The following is a 22668-nucleotide window of genomic DNA, read 5'->3' as shown; positions in this document are numbered from 1 at the left end:
GGTGCGACCGGCACCCCGGCCCACCGCCCCGGGGCTTCATGTGCGTTTGACCAGCAGGTCACGCACTGGTAACACCCATCACAGACTCTGGTTTCAAGTGACACCGGTCCCCTCCGCGTACGACGTCGTACGAGCCGTACTCCCGTACGGCTCCGGCGGGCGGACCGGCGCCGCACAGCCGTGAGGCGCCCCACCGCCGCGCGACTGCCGGGCCCACACCACCCGCCGCGCTCCGAGGGGTACCACCATGCAGACCGCGCCCGCCACGCTCCCGTCGATCACCGGTGCCCTGCGCGCCGTCGAAACGCTCCTCATCGGCCGCGGCCAGCGCACCGCCCGCCGCAACGCGTGGACGTCCGTCCTGGAGGACCGCCGTCGGGCCGAGGACCGGACCGAGGCGCAGCGCGCGATGGAGCGGTCCCCGGGCCCCGCCCGCACCTCCTGAACCGCGCGGGAGCGCCGCCCCCGCGCACACCACCGCAATCACGGGGCGCCCGGACGTCGTGGCCGGCCCGCGGGGCACGTAGACTCACAGCATGGCGAGGAAGGAACCCGCAGCGAACGCTGCGAACACCGGGCGTCTCAAGCAGATCGCCCTCACGTACAAGATGACCCGCAGGGCCGACTCCAAGATCGGTCTCGTGCTCGCGGCGGTCGGAATCGGCACCCTCGGTGTCTTCCTCGCGTTCGGTTTCTGGATCGGGCATCCCATCTACTTGGGCATCCTCGGACTGCTGCTCGCGTTCCTCGCGACGGCGATCGTCTTCGGGCGCCGTGCCGAACGGGCCGCGTTCGGCCAGATGGAGGGCCAGCCCGGCGCCGCCGCGGCCGTCCTCGACAACATCGGCCGCGGTTGGACCACCACGCCCGCCGTCGCGATGAACCGCAGCCAGGACGTCGTGCACCGCGCCGTCGGCAAGGCGGGCATCGTGCTGGTGGCCGAGGGCAACCCGAACCGGGTGAAGACCCTGCTGGCCGCGGAGAAGAAGAAGATGGCCCGCATCGTCGCGGACGTTCCCGTGCACGACCTGATCGTGGGCACCGGCGAGGAGCAGGTCCCGCTGAAGAAGGTCCGCACGACGATGCTGAAGTACCCGCGGGTGCTCACCGGCCCGCAGGTCACCGCGACCAACGACCGGCTGCGTGCGCTGGGTGACCTGATGAGCAACATGCCCCTGCCGAAGGGGCCGATGCCCGGGCGTGGCATTCCTGGTCGCCCGCCTCGCGGTCGCTAGTTGCGGCAAGGATGACCCCCGGCCGCACCTTGCCGGTCAACTCCATCTTGGGAAGCTGGTGACGGGGCGCCGCAGGCGCTCCGTCACTATGCTTCATAGCCTCCATGACGCGCTCCCAGCGGCCTTGCTTGACCCAGCGCCTCCAATGGCCTATCAGGCCCTTAGAACCGATCTCAGCCTCCAGGGCGGGCCAGGACGCCCCGGTCAGCGCCTTCTTCAGGAACGCCTCTAGAACGGCTCTCGGGGCTACCCCGCCCGCTTGGCGGGGCACAAGCCCGCCGTGGAGGAAGCCCTCCGCTTCAACGATCCGTTGCCAGGTTTCCTCAGACAGGGTCGGAACCCACCGATCGTGCTCTCGGAACCAATCCGCTATCGGGCAGGCCAGCCCGCGCCGCATAGCGGGTGGGTTCTCCAACACCTTCACCTTGATGTCGAGCAAGCCAAGCCACTCTGCTTGCTGATCCTTGGTGAACTTCCCCAAGCGCCCACGCGCAGACTGGGCGAGGGCGTGAAGATCCTTCGCTCGCTGATCAGCTTCCTGAGCCTCCGACTGCCAAAGTTCGATGTCGGCCCGCTCACCCTGTAGCTGCTCAAGCTCCCTGTAGAAGGACTCAAGCTTCCTCTCCACAGCACGCTCAGCGGCCTTCCCCGTGAGGCCCTGACGGGTTACCTGCCTCGCAGTGACTCCCGTCATGAGGTCGATGGTGTCGTACTGCTCAGCGATTTTCTGATCTAGAGACGCGAGGCGAGTGGAGTAGTCGACCTGTTGCGGGGCGACTGTACCGACCCATTCGTCAGCCAGGGCCAACAGGCGATCACGGTTGCCCAGCAACGCACAGACGCTGCCCCACACCCACTCCTCAACGCCTTCCGCCCAGACTTGCGAGCAGGAGCACCCCGCAGCACCTGCATACTCCGCCTGCTTGCCGCTGCACACGTAGTGTGAGCTCTCGCTCTTCACTGGGGTGGAACCTACGTAGTGCCTCCCACACGGACTGATCAGCGCCCCAGACATCGGGTAGACCCGAGTGTGCGCAGGGTACGTGTAGGAGCGAGCCGGCTTGGTAGCCCGAAACTCGGCCACTTCCTCCGACGTGAACACGGGCGGCAAATCCATGGTGATCGACTCGCCCCACACAGGGGTACCATCCGGGCCGATCTGGGCGCCGTTCTTCTCGTCGCGGAAGACGAACCGAGCGTTCAGAAGATTCTCGTCCGTGAGGCGCCCACGGATGTTAGGTCCGGTCCACGGTGTACCTGAGCGGGTGAAGAACCCCTCCGCGTTCAGATACAAGGCAACCGCTTCCCAGTTCTTTTGCACTCGGATCGCGACGCGACGAGCGAAGCGAAGCACTTCGGCTTCGTGGATGGCTTCGCAAGGGTCAGTGCGGGTACACATTTCCCCGCCATCGCAGATGTCAAGCACAAGTCGCTGCTCACCCTTGACTCCCCTGTTAGCGATGCGGTAGCCGTACCGGGCCTGCCCGCCAGGAAATCCGCCGGCCTCCGCCTTCTCCTGGATTCCACCCTGTGTGCGCTGTCGGATCTTGGTCAGCTCTTTGAAAGCCTCGTTGGCCTTGTCGCGCATACGCGACTCGCCCTCTTCAGTCGTATTGTCAATGTCTTCATCGACAATCGCCACGAAGATCCCGAGGTCCTGAAGACGCCAGACCCATTCCCAGAAAACCCGGTTCTTTCGCCCAATGGCCCGCGTCTCGTACACACACACCAGATCGAATGGCCTCGGCTCCTTGACTGCCAACTCCATGATCCGAGTAGCGCCGGGGCGCAGTTCCCAAGGCAGCGTGCCCGACTCACCATCATCGACGAAGGTGTCTACGTGATCCCAACCCTTGCGCGCGATGTGGGCGGCGGTCCTCTTCCCCGTGTAGGCGATGCCGTAGCCCTTTGTCTGCTCTTCCGTCGAAACGCGAAGATAGTCGACCGCCCGCAGGCGGGGAGCATCCCCACCCCTGGCTGCGACAGCGATGGCAGATATGACAGACTTACCCATGTCAGTCCCTCCGTGACTGGCCGGACCCCGGGAGGGCCTGCAAAACGCTCCCGGGGTCCACTCATGTGGTTCAGGGGATCATACGCCACCCCCTCACAAACGGGGAGAACAGCAGTTCGAGGATGCGGCGGTGGGCCGCAACCGACCTGGCATCCTCCGTCGCGATCCAGGTCACGGACCTTGGCTCTGCGGCTCGGGCCGCGAGTTGCCGCCCGAGGTCTTCGGCCTCCTCCCCGCCTTCACTCCTCACGGGCCTCACCTTCAGAGGACTCCGCGGGCTCCCCCGCTGAGAACCCCATGACGGTGTTCCAGGTGTCGGCGGCCATCTCCTTGGCCAGGTCGTACGGGACCCCGCTCGTCACCGCCTCACTGAGCACCGTGCCTGAGATGCGTGCAGCCGTGATCGCGAAAGCGCCTTGCTTATGCAGCCGACGAGCGTTCATCTCGCTCTCTATGCCGGATATCAGATCCTCAAATGACTCGTCGTTCGACTCACCTTCGACGTCGCTCACGCCTGCCCTTCCTCTAGCCACTCGTTATGCAGCTCAACTATGTGTTGCGCCAGATCCTCACCGAGGAAGCTGTTTACTCGGACGGCACCCTCTGCGGGCGTTCTTGGGTCTGCGGCCGGCGTGATACACCAGCCCCCTAGCAAGTCATCCGATTGTGCTCGCCACTTCTGCGAAAGAAATCCGACTAGCACTCCCACCAAATCCCCCCCTCAATGCTTGCTCGCTTCGAGTTCTAGGACGCTCCCCCAGGAACGTCCGCCGATCTCGGCCTCTGCCGGGATGAGGAGCCCTCGAACCTCGAACTCCATGATCCGCACTGCTTCTTTAGACAACTCGACCGCTTCCCTCTCCGGGAAAGAGAAAACGATCTCGTCATGAATGGGCAGCCGCATGTACGGACTGAATCCCGCAGCGTCGAGATTCAACAGGGCCCGAGCTGTCACGTCTCGACTACCGCCCTGGATGAAGTAGTTCAAAGCCCGAAACCACTTCCCGGGGTCAACCGGAAGGCGTCGCCCGGTAGCCGTCCATACAAATCCCGTTCTCTTGGCCTCGTCTGCTAGTTTCCGGCCGAAGGCCCCCACACCTGGGTAGGTGGAGGCGAACGCGCCCAAAACTGCCCGGGCAGTTTCCTCATCAATCTCCGCTTGTTCCATGAGGGCGGCCCACCCGCCCCCGAAGACGGTCAGGAAGTTGGCCATCTTGCCGACCTTGCGGGGGACGCCGGCCGCGTCCGCCGTGATCTGATGAAGATCCTGCCCGCTGAGGAAGGCTCTCAGCATGGTCCGATCTCGGGAGAACGCCGCAAGGTAGCGCAATTCCATGTTCCCGAAGTCGATGGAGCAGCTGACGTGGCCCTCGTCGGCCAGGAAGGCATTTCGCACGTAGCCATCTCCAGAAGGAAATGTCAGTGCCGGAATGCTCCCAGATGTCGCCATCCTTGACGTTCTAGCCTGAAGTGAATTGATACTCGCGTGCACCCGATTATCGGGACCTCGCCCATTGAGTGCCTTCTCAAACCAGGTCTTACGCCATTTTCCCGCCTTGCGCGACTTAATTACCGCGTCAGCAAGCGGGTGTTTGAGCCCGGATAGAACGGCGTCATCCATCGCCAACTGACCGCGCGGATGACTCTTACTCGGCTTTGTCCTCTTGATGAGCTTGACTCCGAGCGCACCAAAGACCTCGATCAGCTGAGCGCTGGAGTTTGGGTTCTCCACTCCAAACGACTTAGCTACAGCCTCCCATCTATTCTGTTCTTCAAGCAACTCGCCGCAGCGCATTTCGGCGTACTCAACGTCTATCAGATACCCAGTGCGCTCCAACTTCGCCGTAACGTGGGCTAGACGATGCTCCCAACCCACGAGGCCGCGCGCCTTCGAGCGTTGAGGGACGAGGCGATAGAGGATCTGGAAGAGGCGGTAAGCAAGGGCCGGGTCCATTCCTGCGTACAGCAGATAGTCAGGGTCGAACAGCTCAACGAGCTGCCAAATCTTCTCCTTCGTGGTCTTGTACTTCTTGGCTATGAGGGTCATTGAGCCCTTGACCTCATCTGCGGCTGTCTCGCAGATGTAGAACCTGGTCAGCTCTTCCAGCTTGAGCCCGGGACCCCTTTCCTTTACGGCCCGCGGGTCAACGAGGTGTGCTAGAAGCCGGGTATCCCATACCTTTGGGGAAAGTTCCTCCATAGGGATGCCAATGGCCTGCTCGACCACGTGAAGGTCAAAGGTGCCGTTGTGGGCCACCAACCACTCAAGGCGTCTGAGGGCCCGTCTCGCGGCGTCAGCGTATGCCGGGCCCAGCTCCACGGGGATCACCCATGCTTCCGATCCCGTACCGAACTGGGCCAGCCGACACCTGAAGGAACTAGCCCACCAGTCCAGCCCAGTCGTCTCCGTATCGAACCCGAGGGTGCGGTGCCGGGAAACGAACTCCTCGAACGCTGGTAGATCCCTCTCAGACTCGACCACGTGGATCGAGATCGGCTGTCCTTTCAGCCGGTATACGAGTCGTTTCAATCTCCTCCCTCCACAGCAAAAAGGGGCCGAGGAATCCTCGGCCCCCTTGGGTGCCTTAGCAACTACTCAACCGCTATGCGAAGTTGCCGTCCTTCTGCCTCCAAAGCGGGTCACACTGCGCGCCCTTGGGGGCGTTACAGAACAGCGCGGCCCACGATCCCTTGGCGCCCTGACCCTCTCTGAGTGTCCGACCGTGCGGGCAGTCCCCGACGGCGGCGGCCGGCGCCTCCTGGACCTTGCCGTTCTGGAAGGTCTTCGGCGTGGTATCGGTGGCGGCCTGCGACTGGCGATGGGTGTCTCGGACCTTCTTGGCGGCCAAGGCCGCGAGGTCGATGACGCCCTTGTCCGCTAGGGCCTTCATGAGGGCGACCGCGTTCACGGCTACCTCGTCGGCCGTCACTCCGTAGACGGTGGGCGTGATCCACTCAGCGTCGTAGCCGGGCGCGGCCTTGAAGGTCAAGCCGATCTTGTACCGGGTGGGCGCAGTCGGGGCAACGGGCTGCGTCATGGGCGCCTCCATGGTTTGGGTGGGCGGACTGCTCTCGCCCCAAGGAGAGGGTCCGTCAAACGGGTTAGGGAAGGTCAATGATCTGCTTTCTATGGCTGTCAGGTTGAGGCACGGAGGCTACGGTTCATCTGACGCGCGAGGGCATCGACAGCGCGATTACTCGCCTTTCGCTCAGTGTCGTTCTTCGGGGGTAGCCCGTAGACGTAACGCCGCAGCACTGCGTCTCTCTGAGTCTTCTTAATCTTGGAAAGAGCAATTGAGGCGTCGAGGCGGGCTGTAATTAGACTGTCTGTGATCTGACAGGACAGGAGATCGTCCTTCCGTCCCATTCGTTGGCCGATTTCTTCGTCCGTGTAGACGAAGGTTTCGAGGGCCCTGCGGGCTTCCTCGGGTGTGTAGTAGTAGCGGCCGTCTTCGAGGTCCCGTGCGTCACGCTCCCTCGATGCGTGTTGAACTCCGACCTTCTTGCAGAATGCCCGCAGGAAGGTGTCGTTGTAGTTCGCTTCGATAAGTGGTCGACGTTCGTAAGCGTGGAGAAGAATCGTCTGCTTTACGTCGTCCTTCTCAACCACGCTCCAGGCCGCAGATACTGACCGTGCAGTCTTTTCCGCGATGCTGGCTACGTGCGCCCAGTCGATCTCAGTCACGCGACGTGCCCCCTTTTCTTCGCGAACCGCCCGCGGATGTCTCGTGTGGGTAGGGCTTGCCCGTAATGCTCCCCTTCAACGACGAAAGAGCCATCGCGTCGGATGTCAATGGGGTGAGGGGAAACGTCGTCTCCGACGTACAGAATTCCGAATCCGGCTTGCCAGTTAGCGACGCTCCCTGGGCCGAGATACTGAGCCTGCCGCGGGTCCATCATGTGACCAACCTCGAAACCCCAGCGGAGCCCCCCAAGATGTGAAGGGCCGTGCCTCCGGACCCCAAGTCGGTGGGTGTGGCCCATGACTAGATTCGTGGTCGCCTTACTTGAGTGGCCATAGGCTGTGTTACCCGCGATGTTAGAAAGGCCCTTGATTTCATGTCCGTGGATCAGGGCCGTGTCCGGGCCAACCTTGTGAAACGAGGGCGTCAGGTCGATACCGAATCCGTCGAAATCTAGGAGCTTGGAGAAGTGGAAATCTCCGGCGTACTCTGCGAGCGCTGGCGCCTTGGCACTCAGGTACGTTCGGGGCCGGAGATCATGGTTCCCCTCCAGAATCCCGAAGGGCCCGTCGTAGACTGTACGTATTGGCTCCAGGACTCGACGCTTGGTTAGTTCGGACTCCGCGCGTACTTGCTGGCTGTACTCATACCTCGTCCCCTCGTTCCATCGCGAGGGTGTTTCGTAGTCGTTGAGATCCCCGATCTGAAACAACCCGTCCGGCTGATAGTCTCCGATGAACCTGGTCACAGTATCCAGGGCCTTCGGATCGTGATAGGGGACCTGTAGGTCCGACAGAATTACGATTCGCTTCAATAGCCCTCCCAGGCTCTACGTAGGCGCTAGATCACCCGGCCAGCTTACCCGCAGCTATTCTGTAAGCCTCGCCCCAATTCTCACCTTCGTCCTGAAGTGCTTGAACTGTACGGATGAGCGTGTAAGTTTCGTAGGTTAGCCCGGGTATTCTGAGGGAATTGAGAACTTCCCCGGCCGAGTAGGTCTCTTGCTCCTTCAGAACCTCAAGAGGGACACCCAATCGGTGCAGGACTGTGCCGATATAACATCCGGCCTCTTGCCCGTCCGGGGACTCGTGCACATAGAAGCATGTGGCCGCCCCAGCCCACGGCAGCATTTCAGCAGGGGCCCGATAAATCTTGTCAGGATGCTCTTTAGCAACAGCCGCCATCTCAGAGAGAATCCGTTCTTCAGTCAAGCGGAAGCTCATCTATTGCCCTCCTTGATTCGCTGGATCTCCCGCTTGATGTACCACTCGGCTTTTCTGAGATCGTCCAGCTCGCCGGCACCAGGCTTACGGCCTGCGCGGGCTAGGTACTTGACCGCATTACCTCGATTGAAGGTCAGGTACTCTGCAAGGTCGATCACCTGGCCCCCAGCAGGGGTCGAGTAGTACTGGGGGTCAACGACGCCATTCACTGTGACTTCTCCCGCGACTGGTTCGAGTTCGCTGTCTCGGTACCAAAGGCACTTGATAGAAATGCCATCGTAAACCTTCACGAGGGCTGGGTAAGTGCGGCCGGTTTCGTAGCTGATCACTCTCCCCCGTTTCCCCCGGTGGTCGCCCACATGGACGGTGACCTTACTGCCGATCTTCACAGCCCGACTCTCTTCCTTAGAGCCCCCGGACCCTCACTGAGAAGAATTGCGTTCGAGTCCTGAGGAATCCGGATCACTTTTCCTGACGGGATCTTCGCAGCCAGATTCTCCATGAAGACCAGTCCAGGTTCGTCCTCCGCTATGAGATAGATGGCCTCATACCCCAAAAGTGCTGGGGTCCAGTAATCTCGCCATGTTCCTGTTCCCGGGGCACCCACGGCAGGGACTCCGGCCAGGTCCCAGGACTGGGTATCGAACTCGCCTTCAACAACAACGAGGATCGGACTGGGATTGATCAGGGCCGAGGTGTTGAAGAGCCGTGGCGGGTCCCCTGGCAGGCTCATGTACTTGCCGTGGCCTTGGTGGTGTTCCTTCTCACCGATCTGCACAAGGTATGAGCCGTCAGCGGCCTTGACGCACTTGTCCGCGATGCAGCGAAACCGGACGGTCGCGACGCCGTCTTCCCCGCCGGCGGGGCGGAGGTAGGGTATCGCCAGGTTTCCCGCGTAGCGTTCATGCCCAGGTAGAGCCGAATCGACGTACCCCAGGCCGTACCTGTCTGCGACTTTCCCGAGGCCCCGGGCCGCTACGTACTCCTCCGCCGGGCTTCCCCGGTAGCTCTGGTGATACCTCTTGGCTACCTTTACCGATTCTGGTACGTGCGTGTTCTTTGGCGTCAGTGAAGGCAATATTCTCCTCTCTCATGATTACGGCGTAGGAGTCCTCCGACAGACAGCAGGTGAAGCAGTTCCACCGGTCTCTGTCGAGGTCTACGGACGCAGACGGATGTGAGTCCGTGTGCGTCGGGAGGGGGCAAGTGATCCTCACTCGCCCCCTCGAACCTCGCACAACTACGCCGTAGTAGTAGGCGAGGACGCTACCGATCCGCGGCTTCGTATTCGGATTCGATGAGCTGTCGCTCACCATCTGGCCCCACCTTGTAGCGCGTCACCGGAAAGTCATACTTCCTCGCAGCGGCCATCCATGTCTCGTGATTTCCCCGCCAAACACGAGAGTACGAGGAACGGGCTCCCCCCAGGTCGTCCATCAGAAGATGATGCGGTGAGGGCTGGTGCGCGGCTTCTCGGTAAAGGTGAGCACCGAGCCGGGAACCACATGCCGGTACGGGTGCGGCCCAGACGAATCGAAATCGCGCACGCCGGCCTTGCGGAGCGCTGAAACCGCGGACGCGTAGTGTCGGCGGGGGGTGTTGTTCAGGTCTCCTCCGATCATTGCGCCGACCGCCATGATCGTCTCGGCTTCCTCGACTGTGAGGGTTAGGGCGATGGTCTTCACGGTCGTGGTCGTGATCTTAGCTTCAGCCATTTTACGGTTCCTTTGTGTGTCGGGGTCCGAGGACTTTCCAGGCCGGATAGTCCTCTAGATAGTCAGCGGCTCGCCGTAGTACGTCGGGCCTGTCTCTTGCCCCTCGGGCTAGGAGCGCACCATTGCAGCGGGCGCAGAGAAGGCCGCGCACGGCATTTGTTTTATGGCAGTGATCTACGGCCAAGTTGGCTTTGCGGGTTTCTAGGCAGATTGCGCATTTCCCGCCTTGCGCCTCGTAAAGGCGTCGGTAGTCTTCGGCGGTCAGCCCGTAGGTGGCTCGGAGTCTCGCGCTCCGGGATGTTTGCCGCCGAGTGGCTTTCCGGCAGGATGAGCAGGTTTTCCCGCGAGAGGATGTATAGAACTTCTCAGACCTGTTCTTCCCACACTTCACGCACTCCCGGTATCCTCTGCGGGGATTCGCCATTAGCCTCCCGTCCGGATTGCCCTCTCCAGTACCGACAATTCCTTCAGACGGGCACTCTCGTCCACCATGGCGAAGAGGTTGAAAAGGGGGACAGCGGCGACGAGCCCTCTCGGACGGAGGTCGATTACCGCTGTCTTTACGCCGCCTCTTGCAGCTCTTACGAGCACCTTGGAGAGTTGGCGCAAGCTCAGGCGCCTCAGGTCACTGATCTCCACTATCATCGCGGCCCCGTCTAGGTCCAGCTCGGACAGGTCCAGATCAGGAAATCGGTTTTCGAGCGCGCACCCGAACTCGCGCTGAGCCTTGAACCCGCCACACATTTCCGCGCCACTCACCTTGATTCACACCTTTCCGTCGGGGCTTACTGGCCCACGAACATTCCCGGGGTTTCTTCGTCGACCTCCTCCAGGCGGAGATTGGAGCGATTCAGCCGGAGGCTTATGAAGGTCGCCCCTGAGGAATCCTCGAAGCCTTCACGGTTCTTGACGTCGCTAACATTCAGTATTCGCCCGCCCATTCCATCAACCTCTTTATGGATAGTGAGGATTAGAGAGGGAACCCGGTGGACCTTGCCCTTTACACCGCTAAGCGGAATCGGCTTGAGTCCGTCAGAGTGTTCGCCCGTCACATGATGGAGTCCGAGCACGTGAGCCGCAGTCTCGCGCGCCATCTCACTCAGATATTCGCAAAGCTCTTCGAGGCCGAAGGTGTATGCCTCTGCGTCCCCGACTGCCCCGTTATCCACATTCGTGATGTTGTCCACCACGAGGAGATGGGGAGTGCACCCGTACACCTCCAGGTAGCAGAGGAGGTGTACTTCTATTTCCGTCCTCGTGGGCCGGGCTGAAAAGCAGAAGCGAACCCACCAACGCGCCCCTAGTGCTGATTGATAGACCGAGAAGTCTCCGTCCGTCAAGGCGTTCTTGATCCCCTTGACGTCGTTTCCGGTGATCATGGCCGTGGCCCTGGAAACCTGCGTTGCCGAGCTGGAGTCCGCCGAAAAGTAGAGGACAGGAATCTCAGCCGCCATCGCCAAGAACAGTGCAAACAGGCTCTTGCCTGTTCCGGGGCCGGCGACGACAAGCGAAAGTTCCGAACGGCGGAACTCAACCTCAAGGCGTTGCAAGGACTTGAAGACGACCGGCAACGGCTCGCCGGCCGAGCCGCGGATGCTCACGGATTGGGATAGGGAAAACAAGGAACACCTCTCACAACACTCAGCCCAGGAGGCAACTTACTGTGTTTAAAAAGAGCCCCCTCAGGGGCGTGTGTTCTTCACAGTAGGCAGATGCGCGCTACTTTCGCAATGGCCGCTTCTTCTCGGCGTTGCAGGCGTGCGACACGGAACAGAAGCGGCAGTGAAACCCGGGCCGAGCCGGAAAGCTGCCCGCGTTAATGCCGTGGTCCGCCTCCACGAACCGGTGGGCGATGTCTGCCTCTGCGACTTCCTTCAGGTCGATGGGCCTGGACAGCTTTCCGTTCTTGGCCATGTACCAGTCTGCGTCATTGACCTTCAAACTCAGGGCTTTCCGCACCAGCACGGTGTACGTCTGAAGCTGAAATGCGCTCCGGGTCGTTCCAGTCTTGACGTCCCGCACCCGAACGGAATTGTCTGGCTGATTAACGAGCTGGTCTACGTAGCCCTGGACAGTGACACCGCCGATCTCCGCTGTCAAGTGCTTCTCAATGCCGAGTTCACCGCCCTCGCCCTTCCAGATGCTTGGCTGGTGTTCTTCTGCCCACTCCACGTAGGCGCGGGTCTGGTCCATGCCGAGCGCGTATCGCGACTCGATGTCCGAACGGCCTGCCGCCCCCCCGGCGGTCATCCACCGGTCCAAGTTTGGCTCGGCCGCAAGGTCCGCGCGGACACCTCGGCTGTAGTTCTCGCTGAACACCGCCACGGCCTCCGAGGCATCGAGGGCCCGGCCGCTCACTTCGTACTCCTCCACAGCGGCGTGGACTGCGGTGCCCTGGTGGAACCAGGCGGCCGGCCGCTGGCGAACACCTAGGACGCGTTGCAACTCATACTGCTTCGGGCATTTCTCGTACTGCTCGACCTGGCTCACAGAGCGGGTCGCGTGCACTACCGACCTCATAGAACTCACCCTCCGTTTGGTAGTCGGGATGTACGACGTGGACAGCGAATTTCGTGGACAGGGGGAAGTTCGGGTGCGGGTGGGCCGAGGTGGTCGACTTGAGGGCCCGTGACCGCCAGGGCGCTCCGAGCAGCACGTCGAGGTGCCGCAGCGCCGTGAAGTCTTCGTCGTACATCGTGTCCGAGTCGGTGACCAGGTAGAAGGTTCCGACAGCCAGGGCCTCGACTGCGGTGATCCGCAGCGCGTCCGACCGGTACACGTCCGACCTCGCCAGCACCTTGGCGGCGACTACAGCACGGCGCAACGCGTCGCAACGCGTCCCGTGACCTGCTACGGCATGCAGCCTCATAGAGAACCCCCCCGCTCCTCCCGCTTGCCCTCCCTCCCACGCAGATTCGAGGATCTGTCCGGTTTGGGCTCCTGCGGTTCCTGAGAGTACGCCTGTGCTCGTGCGAAGCAAGGGGCAATTTTTCCCGTGGTCAGCGTCACAGAACTACCCCCCTGACCTGGCACAACCCAGAGAACTGCCCGCAAAGACACGGGCCTTTGCGGGCAGTTCAGGAGCGTGTGCAGCTTACTGCGGGGGGTGCATTTCGGGCATGTCGTCCCCGGTGGGGGCGAGGCTGAACAAACGAACTTCGCCTGGAGTCGGCGCCGGGGCCCCCTCGGGCCATCGGATCACCATGTCTCCATCGCTGTCACGGCGCCGCGCCCAGACAGGCCCCTCAGGGGCCAGGGTCAGCACCCGTCCGCTGTTGACGTTGTAGAAGAAGGCCCTCAGCGAGCGCCGAGACCGATCTGAGAGTTCGACACCCATGCGTTCACGCACGAGGGCGCGGAGCCCCGCGAACGCCTCAGAGTCCTTGATGGCCTCGCGCGCAGGGTGCGCCGCGACGTCCCATGGAAGCCGCGCCGTCGCCGCGTGGAACGCACCTCGGCGGTAGACGTCCATGTTGTTGAACGCCTTGGTGACGGCCTGACGGCTCACGTTGTACCGGTCTCCGATCTCCCAGTGCTTCAGGCCGGCGGCCTCCAGCTCCAGCAGTTCCAGATCGTTCGGTAGCTTCCGTGGCCGCATGAGCACCCCTCTCCCCGCACCTACCTCCAGCATGACCCACGTCACACCAGAGCCCTAACGAGCTCCGTCCTCCTCACCCGCTGAGGACGTGTACTTACTGAGTGAGAAGCAGGAAGAAACTTAAGGTGACTTCACAGTCACAGTAGCTCACCCTAGTGAGCAAACATTTCTCTCCCGTGAACAACCGCCAGCTTCGGGCCGGCCGATCAGGACATAGACACGCGGCCCGGCGCCAGACTAGAAGCCGCCGGGCCGCTTTCTCAATCCCCGTTGAGGAAGACCTGAGCAACCTGAGCAAAGAGACTCCCACGCATTCGAACACATGATCTATTTAGGGAGTGCTTTGCCTAGAGCTGCCTCTATCTGCATGGAGTCGGGCTGTACCTCACGGACTGTCCGTAACGGCCGATGCGTGGACCACGCCCCAGGCGAGCGGCCTTGGTCACGCACGAGCGCACGGAACGAGCTGCGACGCTCGGCCGCGCGTCGCCTCTGGGATCGCAGGGTCAGGCCGAGGGCACTCGTGCGAGATTCCTTCACGTGTGTCCGCTGCGGAGCCCGTGAGGACCTGGAGGTCGACCACGTCCGCCCGATCGCACAGGGCGGAACGTGGGACCTCGACAACGCGCAGACGCTCTGCCGCGGGTGTCACGCGGAGAAGAGCGCCAGGGAGCGGGGGAAGTAGGTGCCCGTGCCGTAGCACGGGATTGCCCAGCGAGGGTCGAACCGTAGCCCAATCCTCGCTGGCTGCACGGCCTTTAGCCCAGCTCGGTAAGAGCACCGCTTCTGAGGCGAAGGCCCGGGTTCAACCCTGGATGGCCGACAGAGGTAGCGCCCCTCGCCTACTCCTTACTTCTGTTCACGGGAGGGAGCAGGGACGCGTCTCGTCTAGCGGCTCAGGGCTCCTCCCCTTCCGGGAGGTAACTCGGGTTCGAATCCCGCGACGGCCAGGCCGGCGGCCTTGGTCGCCTCCCAGACCCGTTGCGCACAACTGGGCAACTGCCCAGCGCACTTGCGTGCGCTGCCAACAACCTTCATGTCTGGCGACTAGACCGCCAGACCCCGCCATCGGGCAATTTTCGTTGCTACCTCAGGGAAGTGGTGCACCAATGCACGAGGACGGCCAGGGCCGACCCGAGGGTCCTCGACTCAAGCCTCCGCCCTCACCCAACAGGGCTCGACGCAAGCGGAGTTGGCGTCGGGATGCCCTGCACGAGCTTCACGACCTGGCCGACCTGGTCGGCGTCGACCTGCCGGGGGTGCGGCTCGGGTGACCAGAGGGCCAGCACCGTCAGGGAACGCCCAACGGCGCAATGTGCACCCCGGAGCGAGCGCGTTGCCGGCGGAGCCTCGACCCGGCCGCGAGCTACCGCGGGGGCTCGGTATCACGACGTCCGGAGCCAGAAGGTTTTGGCGAACATGGAGTACAGCCCCTCAGACGGCAGCTTGGGCAGAGACCGACTGGGCCGAGCTGGAGTTGACGACGAAGCTGGTCGACGGGCTCTATCAAGGCGATCTCAAACTAGCCGGCGAAATTCGTCAACGGGTCGCAAAGTGGGGTGCAACGGTAGAGGACCGGGCCCGATTGCGAATGGTCCTAGAGTCCGAGACAACGAATCCGCCGGCGACAGGGCCGGCGGATTCCGTCTCCAACGTCGACGAGGAGCTGTACCGCCTCCTAAGTAATTAGCTGCACACTCAACCCGATTCCGCGGTCAGGCGACGAGTGACCGGCCAGTCCTTCGGAAGAACAGGCGGGTAACCGCCGGCAGCCCGAAGGGCCTCATCCTGTGCGCAAGGGGAGCAGATGCAAAGCTCTCCATCTGGCGCCATGCGCGAACTGGCAGGGACTTCGCTCGGAGATTTCACCAGCGGCCCACGGCATCGAGGGCAGGAGTCTGAGTTCATACCGGGAGTTTACCTGATCGTTGAGCTGCCTCACGCAGTGTTTGACAAAGAGGCGGCGATGCGCAATTCAGACGGGCAATCTCCCCTCGGGGGTTCCGAAACCCACTGAGACGCTGGGATACCACATCATCCGTTGGGCCCAGAAGTACATTGTTCAACCAGACGGCGACCGGGCCGGCGAGCCCTGGCAGTTCACGCCCGAGCAGTTGAGGTTTGTGCTGTGGTTCTACAGCATCAGGCCGAACGGGGGGTGGACTTACTCAGCCGCAACGCTTCGACGAGCGAAAGGCTGGGGCTTAGCAAAACCCCACTCCTGGCGGCGCTCGCCATTGTCGAGTTCCTAGGCCCGTGTCGATTCTCCCACTGGGACGCGTTCGGTCTTCCTGTCGGAAAGCCTGTCCCTCTTCCTGTCGTTCAGGTCGGAGCTACCGCGCTAGACCAGACAGAACAGACGATGGACATGATCCGGGGCATGCTTTCAGAGTCTCCGGCCGAGGCAGTGTACGGGCTGGACATCGGAAAAATGGTGATCCAGTTCAAGAGCGGAAAACCCGGCAGCATCAAGCCAAAGGCTACCGCGGGTCGCACCAACGAGGGAAATCGGCCCTCCTTTTGCCTGATGGACGAATGCCATCACTGGGTGGGCTCGACGGGTGGCCCAGAGTTCTTCCAGACCCTTAAGCGCAATATCGAGAAGACCGCCAAGGCTGGCTCTCGATGGGTCTCCACAACGAACGCGTATAACCCTCTCGAAGACTCCGTCGCACAGATCATCCATGAGTCCGACATGGTGGCGCAGGGCTTTTGGCTCTACGACTGCATAGAGGGCTCGATCGCACTTGACGATATCCGGGATGAAGCGAAGGTGCGCGCGGCTCTGGTGGAGGCGTACGGCGATGCCTCGTGGGCCGACGTCGACGGCCTGACCCGAACAATCCTCCATGACCGGACTACGCCAGATTCCACATACTGTCGGTTCTATTTCAACCAGATCGCGGAGTCGAGCGACGGTTGGATGAGCAAATCAGAATGGGATTCTTGCCTCGAAGAAGAGGACCCGATCATGCCGGGCGATCAGATCGCTGTGGGCTTTGACGGGTCGATCCGCGGGGACTCGACTGGACTCGCGGGAATCCGGTTGCGCGATGCCAAGCTCTTCGTTATCGGCGTTTGGGAGCGCCCCAAGAACGCGTCCCCAGATTGGGAGGTCGACGTTCTTGAGGTGGAAGCGAGAGTCGCAGAAACGTTCCTTCGATATCGAGTTGCCTGGATGTACGCGGACCCTCCGTACTGGCAGGAAAACATAGGTCGCTGGGCACTCGCTCACGGCGAGGACACCGTTTACGAGTTTTGGACGAACAAGCCGACTCGGATGGCGCGGGCTATCGAGCGTTTCCGCACAGCTGCCATGATGCGCGATCTCCGACACGACGGAGACCATCGCCTAACTCGCCACGTGCTCAATGCTGTGGCTCGGGAAGTGCCTCAGGGCATCCTCATCAAGAAAGATTCCCCGCGTTCAAAAAGGAAGATTGATCTTGCCGTATGTGCCGTTCTCGCTTTGGAAGCGAGGGCGGACGCCATCAGCGATGGACGTATGCGGATTCGGAGGTCACGAGTAGTGGGGTGGTAGTTGACTGATTTCGTTGAGTCTCCGCCCGATAGCCCCTCGGCATGGGTGGACTGGCTGCATTCCAAGCTTCTGAGACGGCGCACGTATCTGCGGTTCTGCGCCAACTACTACGAGGGCAAGCACCAGCAGATGGTGTTCGCCCAGGCCAAGTATCACAACGAGTTTGGCCGAGTCTTCGAGCAATGGTCGGACAATTTCTGTGGCTTGATCATTGATAGCGTCAACGAACGCTTGGCCATTGATGGATTTCAGATGACCGACGAACCGGGCGGAGACAGGGACGCCCGGGACATCTGGCAGCGCAACCATCTCGACGCCGAGTCGAACACGGCGCATCTGGAATCGATGATCCACGGGGTCTCGTACGCGGTCGTGTGGGCTGACGCAGACGGTTTCCCTACCATCAGCGTCGAGAGCGCTGAGAACGTGGTAGTTCAGCACACGCCTGGCGACCGGCGGAGCATCGAGGCGGCAGCCAAGTTCGGCACCGATGATTGGGGCCGAGAGTTCGTCACTCTCTGGTGGGGCGGGCTCGTGTTCACGGCTACTGGCACTGCGGGCCGTTGGGGCGACTACCGCGCTCGGGTGAACCCGCTTGGCGCTCCGCCGGTCGTACCGATCCCCACCCGGTCCCGCCTGACCAGTCCGCCCGTCTCCGACCTCGCTGTGGTCATCCCTCTGGCTGACGCGATCAACAAGACCGTGGCTGACGCCCTGGTGGCGAGCGAGTACGCGGCGTGGCCGCAACGGTACGTGACCGGCCTGGAGATACAGGAGGACGAGCAGGGCCGCCCGGTGGAGCCTTACCGAGTCGCTGTTGACAAGCTCCTCCAAGCCGAGTCACCCGATGTGCGGTTCGGGCAGTTCGAGGCAGCCGACCTCAAGAACTATGTAAACCTCACGAGCATGCTCGTTCAGCACATGGCGAGCATCAGCAGGATTCCTTTCCACTACTTCCTGTTGAACGGGGGCACCGCACCTTCAGGCGAGGCGATCGCGTCGGCCGAGGCGGGGCTGATAGCCAAGACCCGAGAACGAATGCTCCACTACGGGGAGGCGTGGGAGCGCGTAATGCGCCTGGCCTTCCGGGTTCTAGGCGATAGGCGGGCGTTCGCCTTTGGCGCTGAGGTGATCTGGCGTGATCCACAAAATAGGAGTATCGCCCAGCATTATGATGCGCTACTTAAGGCACAACTGATCGGCGTTCCTCGGGACCAATTGCTTCTTGACGCAGGGTACACGCCTCAGCAAGTGGAGCGCTTCCACATCATGCGGGAGCATGACGCGGAAGCGGCTGCAAGTCTGGCTAACAGGTATCCGCCGGAGCCCCGTCATGATCCGCGGGCGGTGGAGGCCAAGAAAGCAGCCTCTAAGCCTCCGCAAGGCAATGCCGGCAACACTGCGCGCAAGCTGCCTACGAGCTTCTGAGGTTCGTCACCGCGCCTCGAAGGGCGCAAACGGAGATCGCGAACATGTCATCGGGCATATAGAGTTCTCGGCCGTCCTCCAACACGGTTCCGTCGAGGTGGTACAGCAGATCATCCCAGTCGATCCGAGAATTCGGGTACCGGTTCTCTGCGATCTGGTATGCGAGCTGAACAATTTCCTCTGTCACGTCAGCCGCGGATTGCGGAGTGAATTGAGTCATGGCGGTACCGAAGCAGGGTTTCAGGAAACTGTCAAATCCCGTCTTGCCTGCACGCGTGTGGGGTCTATCTAAGAGCGTTCCCCGCAATGGGGACTGCCTACGCTACCGAAATGGAGATCTGCATGAACGAAAATAGTCACAACGAAGGCAATCAGTCGGCTTCGGCCGGCTCCGAATCCCAGGATTCGGCTGTCGAGATCCTTCGGGCCGATGTGGAGCGATGGAAGTCGCTCTCTCGCCAGAATGAGAAGAGTTGGAACGAGGCCCGTACCGAGCTTTCCAGGATCAAGGAAGCGTCAACGACAGACGCCGAAAAGGCGGTTGAGGCAGCCCGGGAAGAAGCACGGAGCACCGCCCTCGCGGAGGTGTCACCTCGTCTGGTAGAGGCCGAATTGCGCGCGCAGGCCGCTACCACAGGCGTGCAGCTTCCGCCGACTCAGCACCTCGACGTAAAGAGTTTCCTAGGGGCTGACGGATCACCGAATGTAGAGACTATCCAGGCTTTCGTAGCCGGCCTACCTCAGCCTGCCAAGACTCCCTTGTATGCCCAGGACATTGGCCTCGGCCCCCGAGGCGAGGGGGGATATGCCGCCGGCCAGATCAGCCGCGACACTCTTTCCCGAATGTCCCGTGAGGAGATTTCGGCAGCCCGCAAGGCCGGCCGGCTGGATTCTCTCATGAATGGAAACCTCTAACGAAGAAGGTAGTGCATGACCTTTACCAGCCAGATTGGTAACAACCCCGGCGCAGGCGCCCTTCAGGCAGCGGGCGGGCATTTTATTCCCGAGATTTGGACCGCCCAGTTCCTTGAGGATCTGGACGACAGTCTCGTACTTGGATCTCCGGATATCACGAATCGCCAGTTCGAGGGCGAGTTCCGGCGCGAAGGCGACGTGGTGCGTATCCCGCATTTCGTAGACACTGTAATCGACAAGGGGCTTGTCAAGTCCTACGGTGCGATCGGTGCGGCGGATCACGCAGCGCTTGAGTACATCAAGATGACGGTTGCGAAGGGTTCCAGCTTCCACATTGAGGTGGACAAGCTGCACCAGCTCCAAACCAAGGCTGGCGTAGACCTCATGACCAGCCTGGTGAATCAGCGTGCGCGGTCACTCGCAACAACCATTGATTCGCTGGTTGCCAAGACGCTACTTGCCGCGACCTCAGGCAAGGACTTGAACGGGTCGGAGGACCGAAGCGCGGTAGTCACTGGACTTCCCGCGCTTCACGGAAAGATCGATACGATCGTAGATGCCGATCTTCCCGCAGTTGATGTTTCGGTTTACGACTTCATTGTCACCATGCTGGAGAAGCTGGATATCAAGGGTGCCCCGCAGGACCGTTTCCTCTTCATCTCGCCTAAGCTGCGCTCCGCGCTTCTCCGCGATCCAAAGTTCATCGACGCAAGTCGCTTCGGCGGCGCCGCGGTTCTCCCTTCGGGTGTGATCGGGCAGATCCTCGGTGTTCCGGTTCGTGTTGCGAACACCCTAGGTACCCACACCCGCTCTACGGAGAAGATGGTTAAGAATCGGCACTCCGACTTCAATAGCGTCGATCTGTTCATGGGGTCGACTGCCGCAGTCTCTCTCGTGATCCCTTTCGCAGAGATGGAGGCGTACAAGCCCGAGGCGAAGTTCACGAGCGCCATCAAGAGCCGGGTCATTTACGACGCGAAGGTGATTCGGCCGGAACAGCTCGTCATTGCGCAGAATGTTGAGGCCCTGATCGCCTCGCACAACGCAACTGCGCCGCCTGCTCCCTAAAAGGAACGCCCCGGAGCAGCCAGCTCCGGGGCGTCATCATATTGTCAGAAATATACCCTCCGAGCTGGCCGCTCGGGGGGATATTAATCGGCAAGCCCTGCCGCCTTGGCATATGCCATTTCGTTCGGCTCTGGAAGGTGTTCGCTTGCCCCTTGCATCGCCCCAAGACGTCGTGTTGCGCGTCGACCGGACACTGTCGCCCGAAGAGCTGACCCGTGTGGCTGCTTTCCTCACGGACGTGACCGGTCTTGTCGAGGACTTCTGCGGCCGAGACCTGGAGCGGAGGACCGCTCAGCGCATCACCCTCTACCCCGGCGGGGGCTGCGCCCTCGCCGTCCCGGCCCGGTACCACACGGCCTTGACCGTGATCGCCGTGGAGCAGGACGGCCAGGCCCTCACCGACGGGTGGGCCTTCACCGGCAAGCAGCTCGTCCGCGTTGGCGGGTGGGGCGCCTCCCCCGTGACGCTCACGGCGTCGTGGGGGTACGAGGAGCCACCTGCCTCGCTCCGGGCCCTCACGTGCTCCGAGGTCATTCGTTGGCTGGGCCTCTCGCCCGGCATCGCGGCCGAGAAGGTTGGCGAGGTGGAAGTAACTTTCGCCCCTGCGGAGTTGTCGCACTCCCTTTCAGCAGCCACCAGGACCAGCCTCCGCCAGGGCCGTTGGCGCCGTGCCTCCGCGGGCTCCCTCTCCCTGCGCCGACAGGGGCCCCCGCTCGATCTAAGGGGGTCACATGTTCTCCGCGACTGAACCGGTCGAGGTCTGGAGGGCGCCGACGCTCACGAACGCGTACACCTCTCGCCCCGACTGGGCCCAGGCCGTGAAGGTGTGGGCGGGCCTGGGCGACGTCCAGCCGAACCGCACTCTTGATCCCCCTTCCCCTGACCGGGACCGAACTCAGGAATGGGTGACGGCGTTCCTCCCTCACGGGGCACCCGTGGAAACGGGTGACAGGGTGCGGGCCCGCAACCTCTTCTACGAGGTCGACGGCGAGCCTGAGCAGTGGGGGCGTACGTCTCGTCGGCATGTGCGCGTCTCCGCCTGGAGGTGGGTGACGTGACCCAGCCTCGGAACAGTCGCATCCGTCTGGTGCTGCACCGAGGATGGACGCGCGAGGTGTACAGCCTCCCCGGTACACGGGAGGCCCTACGCGAGGCCGTAGCGCGTATAGACGGATACGCCAAGGGCAATGCGCCGCGCCGGTCCCTCAACGGCCGTTCCTGGAACTCCATTCGGAGCCAGATCGATTCCGTGGTCTACATGGACCGCGACGGCTGGTACGGCGGAATCGTCGTCGAGGGCAACCCTCGTGCCCGTCACGCGATGCTGCAAGAGCGCGGTTTCACGAGCCCACGGGGCCGCAGGGTGCGGGGCCGGCATTGGCTTAAGCGCGCTCTCCTGAAAGCGAGAGTCAGCCAATGAAGCTCGACCCAATCGAAATCCTAATCACCTTCCTTACTTCCACGCCGGGGATTCCGCCCGGGGCTGTCCTGGGCGATCTCAGGAATCACGCCACCGGCAACACGGTTGTGTACTTGGAACACATGGGAGGCTTCAGAATGGTGCGGGATCGAATGGACCGCTGCGACGTCGAATACGCGGCGTACTCGATCGACCGCAAAGCGGCGGTCGATCTCGCGCTACTCGTCCGAGAGAGGTTTCTAGAGGGGCTTCCTGGCGCATCCGTGGGAGACGCCCTCGTGCTGGATGTCGAGGAGATCGACTCTCCACGGTACGACCCCGACGAATCCTCGCGGGAGCACGTCTACTGCGGACAGGTGGCTTTCTTCTACACGGCCGGTTGAGGAAACCGGACCATTACACTCTCATCATTCTCACAGCGAAGAAATCCGTAGCGCCCATACCACTCACCGAGCTGTTCATCGCTCAGCCCTCCGGGACCGGCTTCTACGTACAGCATGAGGGAAATCCGCTCTTCGTCAGCCAAGTGGCAGACCTCCGCAAGGAGGTCACTCCCCCACCCTTTCCCTCGTTGTTCAGGCCACACAGCGATCTCGGAAATGATCGCGGGCCGGGCGCCCTCGGGATCGTGTATGAGCCTCACCCAGGCTGCACCATCATGTCGCACGTAGAAGCTTTCCAATTCCACCCCCAAAGAACATAGACCGTCTGACCCTACAACAGCGAGGCCCCCTTAGGGGCCTTCTTTGGTTTCTGGAGGATTCATTGGCTAATGACCCAAAGAAGATTCGTTTTGCCCCGGGCGGAGCCCTCTACATAGCGTTGATC

26 protein-coding genes and 1 pseudogene are annotated in these 22668 nt (G+C 61.9%); 9 read left to right on the top strand and 18 right to left on the bottom strand.

Going from position 1 to position 22668, the window contains the following annotated elements; translation table 11 throughout:
* Window positions 1-247 precede the first annotated feature (247 nt).
* Both ACFYOU_RS09930 and ACFYOU_RS09925 read left to right on the top strand, forming a co-directional pair.
* Window positions 248-445 (top strand): hypothetical protein, encoded by a 198-nt coding sequence (locus ACFYOU_RS09930; protein WP_389767090.1) that lies wholly within the window; start codon window positions 248-250, stop codon window positions 443-445.
* A 91-nt stretch (window positions 446-536) separates the two neighbouring features.
* Complete coding sequence (locus ACFYOU_RS09925; protein WP_391304576.1) at window positions 537-1235, top strand: DUF4191 family protein; 699 nt, start codon at window positions 537-539, stop codon at window positions 1233-1235.
* On the opposite strand, the gene ACFYOU_RS09920 is transcribed toward ACFYOU_RS09925, so the two are convergent.
* The 17 genes and pseudogenes from ACFYOU_RS09920 to ACFYOU_RS09840 form a co-directional block, all read right to left on the bottom strand.
* Complete coding sequence (locus tag ACFYOU_RS09920; RefSeq protein ID WP_391304575.1) at window positions 1120-3249, bottom strand: recombinase family protein; 2130 nt, start codon at window positions 3247-3249, stop codon at window positions 1120-1122. The two genes, ACFYOU_RS09925 and ACFYOU_RS09920, sit on opposite strands and share 116 nt — an antisense overlap.
* A gap of 239 nt (window positions 3250-3488) precedes the next feature.
* Complete coding sequence (locus ACFYOU_RS09915) at window positions 3489-3761, bottom strand: hypothetical protein (RefSeq protein WP_391304573.1); 273 nt, start codon at window positions 3759-3761, stop codon at window positions 3489-3491.
* Between the two features lie 209 nt (window positions 3762-3970).
* Window positions 3971-5779 carry a DNA polymerase gene (locus tag ACFYOU_RS09910; protein WP_391304571.1) on the bottom strand — a complete coding sequence of 603 codons (1809 nt, stop codon included), beginning with the start codon at window positions 5777-5779 and terminating at the stop codon, window positions 3971-3973.
* A gap of 73 nt (window positions 5780-5852) precedes the next feature.
* The gene (locus ACFYOU_RS09905) at window positions 5853-6287 is read right to left on the bottom strand and encodes a hypothetical protein (protein WP_391304570.1); all 435 of its coding nucleotides are present in this window, start codon (window positions 6285-6287) and stop codon (window positions 5853-5855) included.
* 98 nt (window positions 6288-6385) lie between these two features.
* Window positions 6386-6934, bottom strand: a complete 549-nt coding sequence (locus ACFYOU_RS09900) for a hypothetical protein (protein WP_391304569.1) — start codon at window positions 6932-6934, stop codon at window positions 6386-6388.
* Window positions 6931-7746 carry a metallophosphoesterase gene (locus ACFYOU_RS09895; RefSeq protein ID WP_391304568.1) on the bottom strand — a complete coding sequence of 272 codons (816 nt, stop codon included), beginning with the start codon at window positions 7744-7746 and terminating at the stop codon, window positions 6931-6933. Before ACFYOU_RS09895 ends, ACFYOU_RS09900 begins: the two co-directional genes overlap by 4 nt.
* Window positions 7747-7777: 31 nt before the next feature.
* On the bottom strand, window positions 7778-8155 hold the full coding sequence (locus ACFYOU_RS09890) for a hypothetical protein (RefSeq protein ID WP_391304566.1): 378 nt from the start codon (window positions 8153-8155) through the stop codon (window positions 7778-7780).
* Window positions 8152-8544: a DUF3310 domain-containing protein gene (locus ACFYOU_RS09885; protein WP_391304565.1), complete on the bottom strand. Its 393-nt coding sequence runs from the start codon at window positions 8542-8544 to the stop codon at window positions 8152-8154. Before ACFYOU_RS09885 ends, ACFYOU_RS09890 begins: the two co-directional genes overlap by 4 nt.
* Window positions 8541-9233 carry a topoisomerase gene (locus ACFYOU_RS09880; protein WP_391304564.1) on the bottom strand — a complete coding sequence of 231 codons (693 nt, stop codon included), beginning with the start codon at window positions 9231-9233 and terminating at the stop codon, window positions 8541-8543. The genes ACFYOU_RS09885 and ACFYOU_RS09880 overlap by 4 nt, the downstream gene beginning before the upstream one ends.
* A gap of 16 nt (window positions 9234-9249) precedes the next feature.
* Window positions 9250-9471 (bottom strand): annotated as a pseudogene (locus tag ACFYOU_RS09875) (hypothetical protein); the annotation flags it as partial.
* A 120-nt stretch (window positions 9472-9591) separates the two neighbouring features.
* Complete coding sequence (locus ACFYOU_RS09870) at window positions 9592-9870, bottom strand: hypothetical protein (protein ID WP_391304562.1); 279 nt, start codon at window positions 9868-9870, stop codon at window positions 9592-9594.
* Window position 9871: 1 nt separating this feature from the next.
* Window positions 9872-10294 carry an endonuclease domain-containing protein gene (locus tag ACFYOU_RS09865; protein WP_391304561.1) on the bottom strand — a complete coding sequence of 141 codons (423 nt, stop codon included), beginning with the start codon at window positions 10292-10294 and terminating at the stop codon, window positions 9872-9874.
* A complete protein-coding gene (locus ACFYOU_RS09860) occupies window positions 10294-10629 on the bottom strand; it encodes a hypothetical protein (protein WP_391304560.1) in 336 nt (111 codons plus the stop codon). Before ACFYOU_RS09860 ends, ACFYOU_RS09865 begins: the two co-directional genes overlap by 1 nt.
* Before the next feature lie 26 nt (window positions 10630-10655).
* On the bottom strand, window positions 10656-11471 hold the full coding sequence (locus tag ACFYOU_RS09855; RefSeq protein WP_391304558.1) for an AAA family ATPase: 816 nt from the start codon (window positions 11469-11471) through the stop codon (window positions 10656-10658).
* 118 nt (window positions 11472-11589) lie between these two features.
* On the bottom strand, window positions 11590-12360 hold the full coding sequence (locus ACFYOU_RS09850; RefSeq protein ID WP_391304557.1) for a PD-(D/E)XK nuclease family protein: 771 nt from the start codon (window positions 12358-12360) through the stop codon (window positions 11590-11592).
* Window positions 12317-12694 carry a hypothetical protein gene (locus tag ACFYOU_RS09845; RefSeq protein WP_391304555.1) on the bottom strand — a complete coding sequence of 126 codons (378 nt, stop codon included), beginning with the start codon at window positions 12692-12694 and terminating at the stop codon, window positions 12317-12319. Before ACFYOU_RS09845 ends, ACFYOU_RS09850 begins: the two co-directional genes overlap by 44 nt.
* 270 nt (window positions 12695-12964) lie before the next feature.
* Window positions 12965-13468, bottom strand: a complete 504-nt coding sequence (locus tag ACFYOU_RS09840) for a hypothetical protein (RefSeq protein WP_391304553.1) — start codon at window positions 13466-13468, stop codon at window positions 12965-12967.
* A 322-nt stretch (window positions 13469-13790) separates the two neighbouring features.
* On the opposite strand from ACFYOU_RS09840, the gene ACFYOU_RS09835 reads away from it, so the two are divergent.
* The 7 genes from ACFYOU_RS09835 to ACFYOU_RS09805 all read left to right on the top strand — a co-directional run bounded on the left by ACFYOU_RS09835 (window position 13791) and on the right by ACFYOU_RS09805 (window position 22223).
* Window positions 13791-14153 carry an HNH endonuclease gene (locus ACFYOU_RS09835; RefSeq protein ID WP_391304551.1) on the top strand — a complete coding sequence of 121 codons (363 nt, stop codon included), beginning with the start codon at window positions 13791-13793 and terminating at the stop codon, window positions 14151-14153.
* A gap of 1677 nt (window positions 14154-15830) precedes the next feature.
* Window positions 15831-17009, top strand: a complete 1179-nt coding sequence (locus ACFYOU_RS09830) for a hypothetical protein (RefSeq protein ID WP_391304549.1) — start codon at window positions 15831-15833, stop codon at window positions 17007-17009.
* Window positions 17010-17054: 45 nt separating this feature from the next.
* Complete coding sequence (locus ACFYOU_RS09825) at window positions 17055-18437, top strand: phage portal protein (RefSeq protein ID WP_391304548.1); 1383 nt, start codon at window positions 17055-17057, stop codon at window positions 18435-18437.
* Window positions 18438-18767: 330 nt separating this feature from the next.
* Window positions 18768-19352, top strand: coding sequence for a hypothetical protein (locus ACFYOU_RS09820; protein ID WP_391304547.1), 585 nt, complete (start codon window positions 18768-18770; stop codon window positions 19350-19352).
* Window positions 19353-19367: 15 nt separating this feature from the next.
* Window positions 19368-20420, top strand: a complete 1053-nt coding sequence (locus ACFYOU_RS09815) for a hypothetical protein (RefSeq protein WP_391304546.1) — start codon at window positions 19368-19370, stop codon at window positions 20418-20420.
* A 238-nt stretch (window positions 20421-20658) separates the two neighbouring features.
* Window positions 20659-21168 (top strand): phage gp6-like head-tail connector protein, encoded by a 510-nt coding sequence (locus tag ACFYOU_RS09810; RefSeq protein ID WP_391304544.1) that lies wholly within the window; start codon window positions 20659-20661, stop codon window positions 21166-21168.
* Between the two features lie 668 nt (window positions 21169-21836).
* Window positions 21837-22223: a hypothetical protein gene (locus ACFYOU_RS09805; protein ID WP_391304543.1), complete on the top strand. Its 387-nt coding sequence runs from the start codon at window positions 21837-21839 to the stop codon at window positions 22221-22223.
* On the opposite strand, the gene ACFYOU_RS09800 is transcribed toward ACFYOU_RS09805, so the two are convergent.
* On the bottom strand, window positions 22208-22507 hold the full coding sequence (locus tag ACFYOU_RS09800) for a GNAT family N-acetyltransferase (protein WP_391304962.1): 300 nt from the start codon (window positions 22505-22507) through the stop codon (window positions 22208-22210). The two genes, ACFYOU_RS09805 and ACFYOU_RS09800, sit on opposite strands and share 16 nt — an antisense overlap.
* Window positions 22508-22668 lie beyond the last annotated feature (161 nt).

Origin of the sequence: Streptomyces sp. NPDC005955 (genome assembly GCF_042871255.1) — a bacterium.
Lineage (GTDB): Bacteria > Actinomycetota > Actinomycetes > Streptomycetales > Streptomycetaceae > Streptomyces.
This window is presented reverse-complemented; position numbering and strand designations above follow the sequence as displayed.